The sequence below is a fragment of the Jeotgalibacillus soli genome, from assembly GCF_000829435.1.
GTDB classification, from domain to species: Bacteria; Bacillota; Bacilli; order Bacillales; family Jeotgalibacillaceae; genus Jeotgalibacillus; species Jeotgalibacillus soli.
Map to the genome: position 1 here is coordinate 169,119 of NZ_JXRP01000018.1, position 14,444 is coordinate 183,562.

14 protein-coding genes are annotated in these 14,444 nt (G+C 39.9%); all 14 read left to right on the top strand.

The features are described from left to right. Window positions 1-2: 2 nt before the first annotated feature. The 14 genes from rimM to xerC all read left to right on the top strand — a co-directional run bounded on the left by rimM (window position 3) and on the right by xerC (window position 14,408). Window positions 3-518 carry a ribosome maturation factor RimM gene (gene rimM / locus KP78_RS11265; RefSeq protein ID WP_041089011.1) on the top strand — a complete coding sequence of 172 codons (516 nt, stop codon included), beginning with the start codon at window positions 3-5 and terminating at the stop codon, window positions 516-518. Then, a complete protein-coding gene (gene trmD, locus KP78_RS11270; RefSeq protein WP_041089013.1) occupies window positions 518-1,264 on the top strand; it encodes a tRNA (guanosine(37)-N1)-methyltransferase TrmD in 747 nt (248 codons plus the stop codon). Before rimM ends, trmD begins: the two co-directional genes overlap by 1 nt. Window positions 1,265-1,391: 127 nt before the next feature. Beyond that, entirely contained in the window at window positions 1,392-1,736 is a 345-nt protein-coding gene (gene rplS, locus KP78_RS11275; RefSeq protein WP_041089015.1) for a 50S ribosomal protein L19, read from the top strand. Between the two features lie 145 nt (window positions 1,737-1,881). Then, entirely contained in the window at window positions 1,882-2,436 is a 555-nt protein-coding gene (gene lepB / locus KP78_RS11280; RefSeq protein ID WP_041089017.1) for a signal peptidase I, read from the top strand. A gap of 36 nt (window positions 2,437-2,472) precedes the next feature. After that, complete coding sequence (gene ylqF / locus KP78_RS11285; protein WP_041089019.1) at window positions 2,473-3,348, top strand: ribosome biogenesis GTPase YlqF; 876 nt, start codon at window positions 2,473-2,475, stop codon at window positions 3,346-3,348. Window positions 3,349-3,413: 65 nt separating this feature from the next. Next, window positions 3,414-4,184, top strand: a complete 771-nt coding sequence (locus KP78_RS11290; protein ID WP_422723705.1) for a ribonuclease HII — start codon at window positions 3,414-3,416, stop codon at window positions 4,182-4,184. A gap of 28 nt (window positions 4,185-4,212) precedes the next feature. Continuing rightward, a complete protein-coding gene (locus KP78_RS18660; RefSeq protein WP_052474770.1) occupies window positions 4,213-6,165 on the top strand; it encodes a hypothetical protein in 1,953 nt (650 codons plus the stop codon). Next, on the top strand, window positions 6,162-6,470 hold the full coding sequence (locus tag KP78_RS11300) for an EscU/YscU/HrcU family type III secretion system export apparatus switch protein (protein WP_041089023.1): 309 nt from the start codon (window positions 6,162-6,164) through the stop codon (window positions 6,468-6,470). Before KP78_RS18660 ends, KP78_RS11300 begins: the two co-directional genes overlap by 4 nt. 183 nt (window positions 6,471-6,653) lie before the next feature. Further along, a complete protein-coding gene (gene sucC, locus KP78_RS11305; RefSeq protein WP_041089025.1) occupies window positions 6,654-7,814 on the top strand; it encodes an ADP-forming succinate--CoA ligase subunit beta in 1,161 nt (386 codons plus the stop codon). Between the two features lie 18 nt (window positions 7,815-7,832). Beyond that, window positions 7,833-8,735: a succinate--CoA ligase subunit alpha gene (gene sucD, locus KP78_RS11310; protein WP_041089027.1), complete on the top strand. Its 903-nt coding sequence runs from the start codon at window positions 7,833-7,835 to the stop codon at window positions 8,733-8,735. Window positions 8,736-8,801: 66 nt separating this feature from the next. Continuing rightward, window positions 8,802-9,677, top strand: coding sequence for a DNA-processing protein DprA (gene dprA / locus KP78_RS11315; RefSeq protein ID WP_041089029.1), 876 nt, complete (start codon window positions 8,802-8,804; stop codon window positions 9,675-9,677). Between the two features lie 264 nt (window positions 9,678-9,941). After that, window positions 9,942-12,020 carry a type I DNA topoisomerase gene (topA, locus tag KP78_RS11320; RefSeq protein ID WP_041089031.1) on the top strand — a complete coding sequence of 693 codons (2,079 nt, stop codon included), beginning with the start codon at window positions 9,942-9,944 and terminating at the stop codon, window positions 12,018-12,020. A gap of 120 nt (window positions 12,021-12,140) precedes the next feature. Then, window positions 12,141-13,448, top strand: a complete 1,308-nt coding sequence (gene trmFO / locus KP78_RS11325) for an FADH(2)-oxidizing methylenetetrahydrofolate--tRNA-(uracil(54)-C(5))-methyltransferase TrmFO (RefSeq protein WP_041089033.1) — start codon at window positions 12,141-12,143, stop codon at window positions 13,446-13,448. 60 nt (window positions 13,449-13,508) lie between these two features. Next, a complete protein-coding gene (xerC, locus tag KP78_RS11330) occupies window positions 13,509-14,408 on the top strand; it encodes a tyrosine recombinase XerC (protein WP_041089035.1) in 900 nt (299 codons plus the stop codon). Window positions 14,409-14,444 lie beyond the last annotated feature (36 nt).

Genomic DNA, 14,444 nt, shown 5'->3' on the forward strand with positions numbered 1-14,444 from the left:
TAATGAGCAAATGGTTTAATGTTGGGAAAATAGTTAATACTCATGGCATACGCGGAGAAGTGCGTGTCATTTCAAGAACGGACTTCCCGGATGAGCGATATGTACCTGGAAACGTTCTTTTTTTATTTTTAGCAAATAAAGATGAACCGATTTCTTTAACAATAAAAAGTCATCGTAAGCATAAGAATTTCGATCTCCTTCAGTTTGAAGGCTATGATAATGTAAACCAGGTCGAGCCTTTTAGAGAAGGGATGCTCAAGATCACAGAAGAGCAAATGGGAACATTAGATGATCATGAGTTTTACTATCATGAAATTATCAGCTGCTTGGTTGTAACAACCGAAGGAGAAGAAATAGGAGAGATTAAAGAAATTTTATCTCCTGGTGCGAATGATGTGTGGGTAGTAAAAGGAAAAGACGGCAAGGAAGTATTAATTCCATATATTGAGTCTGTTGTGAAGAAGGTAGATGTAGATAAAAAGGTCGTGACCATTGAAGTTATTGAGGGCCTTTTGTGATGAGGATTGATGTGCTTTCTCTATTTCCTCCAATGTTCGAAGGGGTATTTGGAGAGTCAATCTTAAAAAAAGCACAGGAAAAAAAAGCGGTCGAGCTAAATGTGATAAATTTCCGTGACTTCTCACCAAATCGACATAATAATGTTGACGACTACCCATATGGGGGAGGAGCTGGGATGGTATTAAAGCCGGAGCCGATCTTCGAAGCAATTGATCATGTAACAACTTCAAAAGCAAGCTCGCCGCGTATTGTCCTAATGTGTCCGCAGGGAGAACGCTTCACTCAGCGAAAAGCAGAAGAGCTCGCCAAGGAGGAGCATTTAGTTTTTATTTGTGGTCACTATGAAGGCTATGATGAGCGGATCCGAGAGCATCTAGTTACAGACGAAATTTCAATCGGTGATTTTGTTTTAACAGGAGGAGAGCTTGGTGCAATGGTTGTGATCGACAGTGTAGTACGTTTATTGCCTGAAGTGCTTGGGAATGAGGAATCTTCTGTAAAGGATTCTTTTTCAAGCGGTTTACTGGAGCATCCACACTATACACGCCCTGCAGAATACAAAGGAATGAAGGTACCTTCTGTTTTAATATCAGGGAATCATGCTCATATTGAAGAATGGCGTGAAAAAGAATCTCTAAAGAGAACGTGGCAAAGAAGACCTGATCTTTTAACTAGCTATCCTTTAACTGATCAGCATAAAAAATGGATCAAAGAATGGGAAAAAGACAAAAACATGCTTGAATGATTAATAGGTGTATGCTATTATTGTGTTTGTGCCAAGAATCGCAAACGCGTTTTCTGGTCATTGAAAACGATGTTCCGCTGTAAAGGAAATAGAGGACAAGAGCATCTGTTGGAAGGAGATGAAATCGATGCAAAACTTGATTCAAGAAATTACTCAAGAACAATTACGTACGGACCTTCCGTCTTTCAAGCCTGGTGATACTGTTAAAGTACACGTTAAGGTTGTTGAGGGAACTCGTGAGCGTATTCAAGTGTATGAAGGCGTAGTAATCAAACGTCGTGGTGGTGGAGTAAGTGAAACTTTCACCGTTCGTAAGGTATCTTACGGAGTTGGAGTTGAACGTACATTCCCTGTACACACACCAAAGATCGCTAGACTTGAAGTTGTGCGTCGCGGTAAAGTTCGTCGTGCGAAACTTTACTACCTACGCAATCTGCGTGGTAAAGCGGCTCGTATTAAAGAAATTCGCTAATACCTTAATGAGGAAAAGGAGCTTGCCTGCAAGCTCCTTTTTCTATGGAGAGAATAATGTAATAAGTTGATTATAGCAATTTATGGTATAATGGTGGGTGGAAGTTTCTATAAGCGTTTAATGAGGATGTCAGGGGTTGAATCTGTTGAGTAAAGCAAAAAATGAGTGGTGGGAATGGACAAAGGCTTTATTGATTGCTGTATCTTTGGCAGCCCTAATACGGTTCTTTTTGTTCACACCAATCGTTGTTGATGGGTTATCAATGATGCCCACATTACAAAACGGAGATCGCATGATCGTGAGTAAAATGGATTATAAACTATCATCACCGAAACGCTTTGATGTGGTTGTTTTTCACGCTCCAGAGCAGAAGGACTACATTAAACGTGTGATTGGCTTGCCTGGTGACTCGATTGAGTTTAAGGATGACCAGCTATACATAAATAACACCCTGATAGACGAACCTTATTTAGAAGGATATAAAGTACAATTGTCGAATGGCAAGCTAACAGAAGATTTTTCACTCGATCAAATTATAGGACAGTCGATCGTTCCAGAAGGCGAGCTGTTTGTCATGGGGGATAACCGCAGATTTAGTAAAGACAGTCGCCATATTGGAACAGTTCCAATTGAAGAAGTTGTTGGCAGTACAAGTTTTGTATTTTGGCCTATTCAAGAGATCAGGCTAATCGATCGTTAAGTTTATATCGTTTATATGTAAAGAAGGAGTGACAGCATGACCATACAATGGTTTCCTGGCCACATGGCAAAGGCGAGACGTCAAGTAACAGAAAAATTAAAGCTTGTAGATATTGTTTTTGAATTAGTAGATGCAAGAATACCGATCTCTTCCAGAAATCCAATGATTGATGAAATCATTCAGCAAAAGTCTCGTCTAATTTTAATCAATAAAGCAGATATGGCAGACCCTGTAAGAACAAAGCAGTGGGTGGCCTATTTTGAAAACCAAGGTATTCGAGCGCTACCGATCAATGCTGATAAAGGAGTAGGATTAAAGGAAATTCAGCGAGTAACGATGGAGATTCTCAAAGAAAAATGGGATCGTATGATAGCGAAAGGAATACGCCCAAGAGCTGTGAGAGCAATGATTGTTGGGATTCCTAATGTTGGTAAATCGACATTAATCAATCGTCTGGTGAAAAAAAATATTGCGAAAACAGGAAATACTCCAGGTGTTACAAAAGCTCAACAGTGGATCAAAGTAGGAAAAGAGATGGAACTTCTTGACACCCCGGGAATACTTTGGCCGAAATTTGAAGATCAGCAAGTGGGATATCGTCTTGCATTAACAGGAGCGATAAAAGATACGTTGCTTAATCTGCAAGATATTTCTATGTACGCGCTCAAATTTCTGGAAGCCTATTATCCGGAACGCTTAATGTCCCGTTATGATCTAACAGAAATTCCTGAAGATGTAGTTGAACTTTATGAAGCGATCGGCAGAAGAAGGGGTACATTAATGGCGGGTGGAGTCGTTGACTTTGACAAAACGGCAGACCTGATCGTACGTGATGTAAGAAATGTGCAATTTGGACCGTTGACATTTGACTTAGACGTGCTTGATGATGGTGACCATGAAGAGAAAGAATGACCCTGTAGCTGCAGGGTCTTTATTTAATTTATTTACAGCCGATATTATGTATAAGGATGATTAAATTGAAAAATACAATTAAAGAAATAGCAGAAGCACTTCGTTCGATGGAAGATGACAAGGATCCGAGAATTCATGTCTGGGAGCAAGATGACAGAAAAGGTGTAAATCGATTAATCAAGTCCTTTCGAACCAGACTTGAAAGAGTACAAAAAGAACACGAGCGTTTTATTGACATGACGGCCTTTGAGATGAGTGCTAGAGAAAACGGGTACAAACTTATAGCAGGCATAGATGAAGTCGGCAGAGGACCGCTTGCAGGTCCTGTAGTAGCTGCTGCTGTAGTCTTGCCAGATGCGTTTTATTTGCCAGGACTTGATGATTCCAAAAAATTGAGCAATACAAAAAAGCTGGAGCTGTATGAAACAATCCAACAGCGTGCACTGGGAATTGGAGTTGGTTTTGCAAGTGCAAAAGAAATTGACGATGTAAATATTTATCAAGCGACAAAATTGGCCATGCTACGAGCCCTGGGAGAGATGAAAGTATCACCTGACATGCTGTTGATCGATGCGATGACGCTGGATATTGGAATTGAACAGCAATCAATCATAAAAGGAGATGCCAGAAGTGTGAGCATCGCTGCAGCATCCGTAATCGCTAAAGTGACGCGGGATCGCTTCATGACTGAACTTGCTAAACAATATCCATATTACCGGTTCGAGCAAAATGTAGGCTATGGTACGAAGGAGCATCTTGAAGGACTCAAGCAGCATGGACCGATTAAAGAGCATCGATTTAGTTTTGAACCGATTAAATCCTTTAAGAATGAGTAGAGTAATCGACGACTAGGGAGGAAATTCTATGACGTCATCAACGATTCTGAGTGGCCTAAGAACACCAGGATTAAATAATGAGAGACAGCAGAACCATCCTTTATTAAAGGATGGTCAAATCGTTTTCAGTATAATAAAAAAACAGTTACCTAACCAAATGGCCGAAGTTCAAATTGGGGAGCAGCGTTTGATCGCGAAGCTTTCAACACCTTTAAGTGTGGGAGATCGTCAATGGGTACAAGCCACTCAAAATGGTCATGTTATAGAGCTAAAAGCGATAGCAGCGCCGTCCAATGCGGGATCGAACGGAAAGATGGTAAATAGCCTTCTTGAGCATCTTGGAGTGCTTAAAACAACAGAAATGCGCAGTCTTGTGGCAGAAATGGTCAAAGCACAGTGGCCAATGAATAAACAGATTTTGTCACACGCAAGTGAATGGCTTTCTACATCCGCCAATAAAGGTGAAGCACTGGAAGTCATCCGCTTAATGATGACGAAAAATCTTCCATTTTCTCAAGAAGTTTTTTCCGCTTTGAAAATGGGAAACGAATCATTTAGTACTTCCATTACAGCACAGCTTAACCATCTTGGACAGCTGTTACAAAAAGAACCTTCCTCCCCTGTTATTGTAAGGGCTTTGGCCGCAATTGAAACAGTGGAGGCACCGTTTCAAAAACAGATAATTCAGCAGGTCATTTCGAATGCAATTGCTGCACTTTCTGATTCAACTCTCCCATCTTCTTTTAGAGCTTCAGCTCTGCAATTGCTGCAGGACATGCAAGTTATTCCAAAAGCAGCAACCCTATCTACATGGATAGGACAATCCATGCGAGCAAGTATAAATGATGTTGAACCAATATCAGCAGTAAACCAAGCTATAATACAAATCTCGAAAAATCATAGCCAGCCATCCGCCAGTAAAGTGCTTCAGAACGAATTACAGCAGCTGCAGCAAACGATCACTGATTTACCTGCACGCGGGAGCTTACAAGAAAAGGTAACGAATATACTGGGGTCTATAGAGAAGTCAGTCAGCCTCCTTCAAAATAGGAAAGGTGGACAAGTTGTAGCTGAACAAATCTTTAGTACCATGATAAAAGGGCAGGCGCTTGTTAATCAAATGATTTCAGCAGATCCACATACTGGTAGGGAAATGCCCTTGAATGAACTGAAAACAAACGTATTAATGGATTTATTATCTCAACGAGGATCGAATCAAGCTATGACCCAGCAGTTATTTACTAATGCTTTGAAATCAATTCAACTAAAAAACTCTATGGCGATGCCTAATTCAGCAGAATCCCTCCTTTTATCATTATCAAATCAGGCTGAGAATACCATGAGCCAGCAATTTAACGGGAAAATGATAGAGTCGATGATGCGGCAGGTTTTTGATTCAATGGGTATCGACTATGAAGCAAAACTTGCACGCATGTCTCTCCCTTTAGAAAAAATCACAGAAAGTTTGAAGCCACAGCTTCTAGGCCTAATAAACGACCCGCTGGTTAGTGATCAGACGAAAGATGCAGCAGAAAGTATTCTGTTGAAGTTTAACGGACAACAGCTTCTCTCCTCTGAAAACGGTCCGTTTCAGCAAATAATCTATCAACTACCATTTTCTTTTCTAGGACAACAAATAGATATGACCATGCAGTGGACGGGTCATAAGCGCAAGAATGGCAAGTTGGATCCGGATCATGCCAGAGTACTATTTTATTTGAATCTTTCTGCTTTAAGTGAGACGGTAATTGATATGCAGGTACAAAATCGTATCATTTCTATTAATATCTATAATCAGGCTGATAATTTGAAAGAATTGGCAGAACCATTCACTCCTATTCTAAAAAAAAATCTGGAGAAAATGAAGTATCAGCTCTCTTCGGTTCAATTTATTTCGACAAAGGAAATAGAGGCTCCTATTATCAATCCGGTTGTTGATCAGCTGCAGTCATTATACTCGGGAGTGGATATTAGAATATGAATAAAACGGAAAAATATCAAAGGAAAGAAGCGGTTGCATTATCTTATCGTCCGGAAAATCATGACGCTCCTACAATAACTGCTAAAGGAAAAGGCAAAATAGCTGAAGCGATTGTGTCAAAAGCCCTTGAAAACGACATTCCAATACAGGAAGATGCTAGTTTAGTAGAACTTTTAGGAAAGCTTGAAATTAATGACTCTATTCCAGATGAGCTATATCAAGCAGTCGCGGAGGTGTTTGCCTTTGTATATCGCCTTGATCAGGACACCCAGCAGAATAAAAAAACCAGGAAAATTGATGGGTAAAGTATTTTATAATAACTGCAAAATATATTATTTTTAGTTAAATGATGTAATAAATAAACCTTGTTTTTAAAAAAATTGTAGCTTTTTTCACAATATAGTCATAAAAGGTAGACAGATGAACGGTAATTTTTATACAATGAAAGCGCAGTCTATTTTCAAAAGAGTTTGATAGGAGGACGGAAGATGAATATCCACGAGTATCAAGGGAAGGAAATCCTCAGAAAATATGGGGTATCCGTTCCAAAAGGTTACGTTGCATTTACACCAGAAGAAGCGGTGGATGCAGCTAAAGAACTTGGCTCTAACATAACAGTTGTTAAAGCACAGATCCATGCTGGAGGCCGTGGAAAAGCGGGCGGTGTAAAAATTGCAAAGAGCATTGATGATGTGCGTACATATGCAAAGGAATTACTCGGAAAAACGCTCGTTACTCATCAAACAGGACCTGAAGGAAAAGAGATTAAGCGCTTACTGATCGAAGAAGGTTGCGATATTAAGAAAGAGTACTATGTTGGACTAGTGCTTGATCGTGCGACATCGAGAATTACATTAATGGCGTCAGAAGAAGGCGGAACGGAAATTGAAGAAGTTGCAGAAGCAACTCCTGAAAAAATCTTCCGTGAATCTATTGATCCAGTGGTTGGATTAACAGCCTATCAAGCAAGACGTATTGCTTTTAACATTAACATTCCAAAAGAGTTAATTGGTAAAACTGTTAAATTTATGCTAGGTCTTTATACTGCTTTTGTAGAAAAGGATTGCTCCATTGCTGAAATTAATCCGCTTGTAACAACAGGTGAAGGTCAGGTTATGGCACTTGATGCAAAATTGAATTTTGACAGCAATGCACTTTATCGTCAAAAAGACATTCTTGAATATCGTGATCTTGATGAAGAAGATGCAAAAGAAATCGAAGCTTCAAAATATGACCTGAGCTATATTTCACTAGACGGGGATATTGGCTGCATGGTTAACGGTGCAGGTCTTGCGATGGCTACGATGGATATTATTAAACATTATGGCGGCGATCCCGCTAACTTCCTGGATGTTGGGGGCGGCGCTACAGCAGAAAAGGTGACAGAAGCATTCAAAATTATTCTTTCAGATGCTGCTGTTAAGGGGATATTTGTAAATATATTTGGTGGTATTATGAAATGTGATGTTATTGCAGAGGGAGTAGTTGCTGCTGCGAAGGAAGTAGAAATTAAAGTTCCTCTTGTTGTACGTTTAGAAGGAACGAATGTAGATCTTGGAAAGAAAATCCTGAATGAATCAGGCTTAGATATAGTAGCGGCTGAGTCTATGGCTGACGGCGCACAAAAAATTGTGGAACTAGTAGGCTAAGAAAGGCAGGGAGCGTAGATGAGTGTCTTTATCGATAAGAATACAAAAGTAATTGTGCAAGGAATTACCGGTGCAACAGCCCTATTTCATACAAAGCAAATGATTGAATATGGTACGCAGGTTGTAGCTGGTGTAACACCTGGAAAAGGCGGTACAGAGGTTGAAGGCGTAGCTGTTTATGATACAGTGGACGCGGCTGTTAAAGAAACAGGAGCAAACGTATCAGTGATCTTTGTACCAGCACCATTTGCAGCCGACGCTATTCTTGAAGCTGTAGATGCTGAACTTGACCTTGCGATCTGTATTACTGAGCATATTCCAGTGCTTGATATGATTAAGGTAAAACGTTATATGGAAGGTAAAAAGACACGTCTATTAGGACCGAACTGTCCCGGCCTAATCACACCTGAAGAATGTAAAATTGGCATTATGCCTGGATATATTCATACAAAAGGTCATATTGGTGTTGTATCCCGTTCTGGAACGTTAACGTACGAGGCTGTGCATCAGCTTTCTCAAGAAGGAATCGGGCAATCCACAGCGGTGGGAATTGGTGGAGACCCTGTGAACGGAACAAGCTTTATCGATGTTCTAAAAGCGTACAATGAAGATGATAATACGTATGCAGTTATTATGATCGGTGAAATCGGCGGAACTGCTGAAGAAGAAGCTGCTGAATGGGTGAAAGCGAATATGAAAAAACCCGTTGTAGGCTTTATCGGTGGAGCTACTGCACCTCCTGGAAAACGTATGGGTCATGCCGGTGCTATTATTTCTGGTGGTAAAGGTACCGCTGAAGAAAAGATTAGAGTATTAAATGAATGCGGTATTCAAGTAGCCGCTACTCCTTCTGAAATCGGTGAAACATTGATTAAAGTAATAAAAGAAGAAGGAATTTACGAGAAATGTAAGACACATTAATAGAAAATTTATAGCCCCTATAATAGATTAGGGGCTATTTACCATTTTGAAAATTAGGAGGTTATTATGACGAATATTGAGAGACGCGATTTATTGCTGCATCTGCAATTTGGTCAAATTTTATCGAATAATCAGATCTGCCAATGGCTTCAGCATGATCCAGAATTTAATTTCTGGCGAAGAATAAGGCCTCCCTTTTGGCCGCCGGGAATGAAAATGACAGCCCAGCAGCACTCACGTCTTTTGGCTTATCATCACTCATTATCCTCAGTAGATCTTCTTGAAAAACTGGAGAAGCAAAATATATCCATTCTTACAATCCTCGACACAAACTATCCAACTCATTTAAAGGAAATCTATGATCCCCCAGTTATACTCTATGCCAAAGGCGATCTTACTAAACTGGAATCCTCTCATTTTTTAGCTGTAGTAGGCGCTAGAAAATCAAATGATTATACTCATTATTCACTCAACCTAGTCATTCCAGCACTTCTTGTGCATAACATTTGTATAGTAAGCGGTATGGCAGTTGGTGCTGATGGGGAGGCGCATAAAATAGCCATGTCAGGTAATACAATCGGTGTTTTGGGAGGCGGCTTTGATCACTTATATCCGAAAACACATGCAAAGCTTTATCATGAAATGATTAAACACCAACTTTTGCTTTCCGAATATCCTCCCCATATAAACCCTCAAAAATATTACTTTCCAATGAGAAACCGTATTATAGCAGGATTATCCAGAGGGGTTTTAATTACACAAGCAGCTATTCGAAGCGGCTCAATGATTACAGTTGACCGTGCTTTGGAAGAAGGAAGAGACATTTTTGCCATTCCAGGTCCAATTCATGATGAACTGTCACAGGGAACAAATGAGCTAATTAAGCACGGGGCAAAGCTGGTAGCCCATCCGAAAGATATCTTAGAAGAGTGGGGATTGTGAAAAGAGGATAGGGAATCTTCATTAAAAATAGTTGCAATTTAATAAAAGATGGTTTACATTGTGCTTCAGGCATAGATATGAAAAAGTAATGCTGCGTGCCGTATAATACCGCTAGTGTAAACGATACCAAAATGAATTGGAATGAAAGATTTAACAACAATTATTTGTATAGTAGAACAGGAAATATATTGACAAATTAAAAATTGTACACATATAGTTACACATAAATAGAGAAGTATATACAACCTCTGGGGAGGATTATGAATGGCAGATTTTTTAGTAATTGTAGAATCACCCGCCAAAGCAAAAACAATTGAGCGGTATTTAGGGAAAAAATATAAAGTTCGTGCATCCATGGGCCATGTCCGTGATTTGCCAAAAAGCCAAATGGGTGTGGATGTAAAAGATAATTACGAACCAAAATATATTACGATTCGTGGTAAAGGCCCAGTATTGAAGGAATTAAAAACTGCTGCAAAAAAAGCAAAAAAAGTCTATCTCGCAGCCGATCCAGATCGTGAAGGGGAAGCAATTGCCTGGCATTTAGCTCACAGCCTCGATCTTGATTTGGACTCTGAGTGCCGCGTAGTCTTTAATGAGATTACGAAAGATGCGATCAAAGAATCATTTAAGCATCCTCGGAAAATTGATATGGACCGAGTCGATGCGCAGCAGGCAAGACGTATACTCGATCGCCTCGTTGGATATAACATCAGTCCGATATTATGGAAAAAAGTCAAAAAAGGACTGAGTGCTGGACGTGTTCAATCCGTTGCTCTTCGTTTAATTATCGACCGAGAAAATGAAATTAAGAATTTTCAGCCTGAAGAGTATTGGACGATAGATGGGGCATTTAAAAAAGGAAATGATACATTTCAAGCTAATTTTTATGGTATTAATGGAAAGAAGAAAAAGCTAGAAAGTGAAGAGGATGTAAAGGCTATTTTAAATCAAATGGAGGGGAAGGATTTTTCGATCACGAATGTATCAAAAAAGGAAAGAAAAAGAAATCCCTCTTTGCCATTTATTACATCCTCTCTACAACAGGAAGCAGCGAGAAAATTAAACTTCCGTGCCAGAAAAACAATGATGCTTGCACAACAATTATACGAAGGTATTGATATTGGGAAAGAAGGTACAGTCGGATTTATCACTTATATGCGTACCGATTCAACTAGAATTTCTGATATTGCAAAGCAGGAAGCGATCACCATGATCGAACAAGAATATGGCAAGGAATACGTTCAGCAATCTCCAACATCAGCTAAACCGACGACTGCCAAAACCCAGGACGCGCACGAAGCGATCCGACCAACAAGTGCGATGCGAACACCGTTATCCGTAAAGCAATACTTAAGCAGAGACCAGTTGCGTTTATACCGTCTCATTTGGGAAAGGTTTATTGCAAGTCAAATGGCACCTGCCATAATGGATACAATGAGTGTCGATTTAATGAATGGAAACATTCAATTTCGAGCAACTGGTTCAAAGGTAAAGTTTCCTGGATTTATGAAAGTGTATATTGAGGGAAGCGATGATCAGTCCGAGGAAAAGGAAAATTTTCTTCCTGATTTGAGGGAAGGTGAAACTGCACAATCCGATTCCATTGATCCTAAGCAGCATTTTACACAACCACCTCCGCGTTATACGGAAGCACGGCTTGTAAAGACGCTTGAAGAACTTGGAATAGGTAGGCCATCAACCTATGCTCCTACACTTGATACCATTCAAAAACGAGGCTACGTTTCGCTAGATAATAAACGCTTTATCCCAACCGAGCTTGGTGAGATTGTATTGGAACTCGTTGTTGAGTTTTTCCCTGAAATTATCGACGTTGAATTTACGGCGAAAATGGAAAAGGACCTAGACAGTGTGGAGGATGGACAAATTCGGTGGGTAACCATCATCGATGATTTTTATCAAGATTTTGAGAAGCATCTTGATAAAGCAGAGAAAGAGATGGAAAAAGTTGAAATCAAGGATGAGTACGCAGGAGAAGATTGCGAAAACTGTGGTAATCCAATGGTTATCAAAATGGGCCGCTACGGAAAATTTATGGCCTGCAGCAATTTTCCTGACTGCCGAAACACAAAGCCTATTGTAAAAGAAATTGGGGTTAAATGCCCAACTTGTAAAACGGGTAATATCATTGAACGCAAAAGTAAAAAGAAGCGAATTTTTTACGGCTGTGACAACTATCCTACCTGCGAATTCTTATCTTGGGATAAGCCGATCGACCGACCTTGTCCTAAGTGCAACGAGATGCTTGTTGAGAAAAAACTGAAAAAAGGAAATCAAATTCAGTGCTCAATATGTGATTACAAGGAAGAACCACAACAATAGATTACAAAGAGTCTTGGCGGAAATCACCGTCAGGCTCTTTCTTAATGAGGGTTAAATTAAGATAAATGTAGAGGGTTTATGTTAAACTACATAGTGAAAAGATGCTAGGAGGAAAATGAAATGACGCAACCAATTGTAAATGTTGTAGGTGCAGGGCTTGCCGGAAGTGAAGCAGCATGGCAGCTCGCACAACGAGGAATATCTGTCCGATTATATGAAATGAGGCCGGTAAGACAAACGGCTGCTCATCATACTGATAAATTTGCAGAGCTAGTATGCAGCAACTCATTGCGTGCAAACAACCTTACGAACGCAGTAGGCGTGTTGAAGGAAGAAATGAGAATACTTAATTCAGTTATTATAGGAGCTGCTGATGCATGTGCAGTACCAGCGGGTGGAGCACTGGCTGTTGATCGCCACGAATTTGCGGGCTATGTAACTGAAAAAGTAAAAAATCATCCCAACGTTACTGTATACACTGAAGAAATCACAAAGATCCCAGAAGGGATTACCATTATCGCGACTGGTCCACTGACTACTGAAGGGTTAGCGGCAGAATTAAAAGAGCTCACAGGTGAGGACTACTTGTATTTTTACGATGCAGCAGCACCAATTCTTGAAAAAGAAAGCATCGATATGGAGAAAGTGTATCTAAAATCTCGATATGACAAAGGTGAGGCAGCTTATTTAAATTGCCCGATGACGGAAGAAGAGTTTGATCGTTTTTATAATGCATTGGTCGAAGCTGAAGTTGTACCATTAAAGGAATTTGAAAAGGAAATTTATTTTGAAGGGTGTATGCCTGTTGAGGTTATGGCGTCACGAGGCAAAAAAACGCTTCTTTTTGGACCGATGAAGCCTGTTGGATTAGAAGATCCAAGAACAGGAAAGCGTCCGTATGCCGTTGTACAGCTTCGTCAGGATGATGCTGCTGGAACGCTTTATAATATTGTCGGTTTTCAGACACATTTGAAATGGGGACCACAAAAGGATGTTATCCAATTAATTCCGGGGTTAGAAAATGCTGAGATTGTTCGATATGGTGTGATGCATCGCAACACGTTTATAAATTCTCCAAAAGTATTAGAGGCTACTTACCAGTTCAAAGAAAGAAAAGGGTTGTTTTTTGCAGGGCAGATGACTGGGGTTGAAGGATATGTAGAATCGGCTGCTAGCGGCTTAGTGGCAGGGATAAATGCCGCTAAATTGGCACTTGGGGAAGAGCCAGTGACATTCCCAGTAGAAACAGCAACTGGAAGCATGGCGCGTTATATCACATCTGCCAACACTAAAAATTTCCAGCCGATGAATGCGAACTTTGGTCTATTTCCTGACCTTGGCGAAAAAATCAAAGGAAAAAAAGAACGTGCTGAGAAACACGCTGAGCGTGCATTAGAAACAATTCAGAACTTTTCGAAAAAGGTGTGAAATTTATTGCCATAGCTTCTAAATCATGATAGAATTTAGAAGCTTTTGTGAGGTGAAACCATGAATGACCAGTTGACAGATGCAAAAAATTACTTTGTGCAATATTTGCAAACTGAAAAAAATTATTCTTCCCTTACAATAAGTCATTATGTTCATGACATTGAACATTTTTTTGCTTTTCTTCATCGTGAAGGGGTAGCTAAATTAAGTACGATTGAGGATCTTCATTCAAGACTTTATTTAGTCACCTTACACAATGAGCAATTCTCGCGTGCCAGTGTTTCCAGGAAAATTTCTAGCTTGAGAAGCTTTTTTAAATTTTTAGAGCGTGAAGAGCAAATATCAGCCAACCCGATGTCATATGTTTTACACCCAAAACGTGAGGGCAGGTTGCCCCATTTTTTTTATGAAGAGGAAATGGAGCAGCTTTTTTTAGCATGTGATGGAACAGATCCTTTGAGTTTGAGAAATAAAGCAATTTTGGAGCTGTTGTATGCAACGGGGATTCGAGTAAGTGAGTGTACATCGATTGAGCTTAAAGATCTTGATCTTTCATTGTCGACGCTCCTTGTTAAAGGGAAAGGCAGGAAGGAAAGGTATGTCCCGTTTGGAGGATTTGCTCAAGATGCTATTGCGCAGTATTTAAAACTAGGCAGACCTGAACTAATTAAGGAGCAGCCTCATTCATCTTTGTTTGTCAATCATAGAGGGAAGCCCTTAACGGCTAGAGGTGTTCGCCATATATTAAGCACACTTGTTGAAAAGACAGCTTTGACAGCTTCTATTCATCCTCATATGCTTAGGCATACTTTTGCCACACATTTGCTGAATAACGGAGCAGATTTAAGGACAGTACAAGAACTGTTGGGCCATGCCCATCTTTCTTCTACTCAACTATATACGCATGTGACAAAAGAGCATTTACGAAAGACATACAATTCGTTTCATCCTAGGGCATAATAAACAAAACAATAAGATGTACGATAAAAAAAGAAA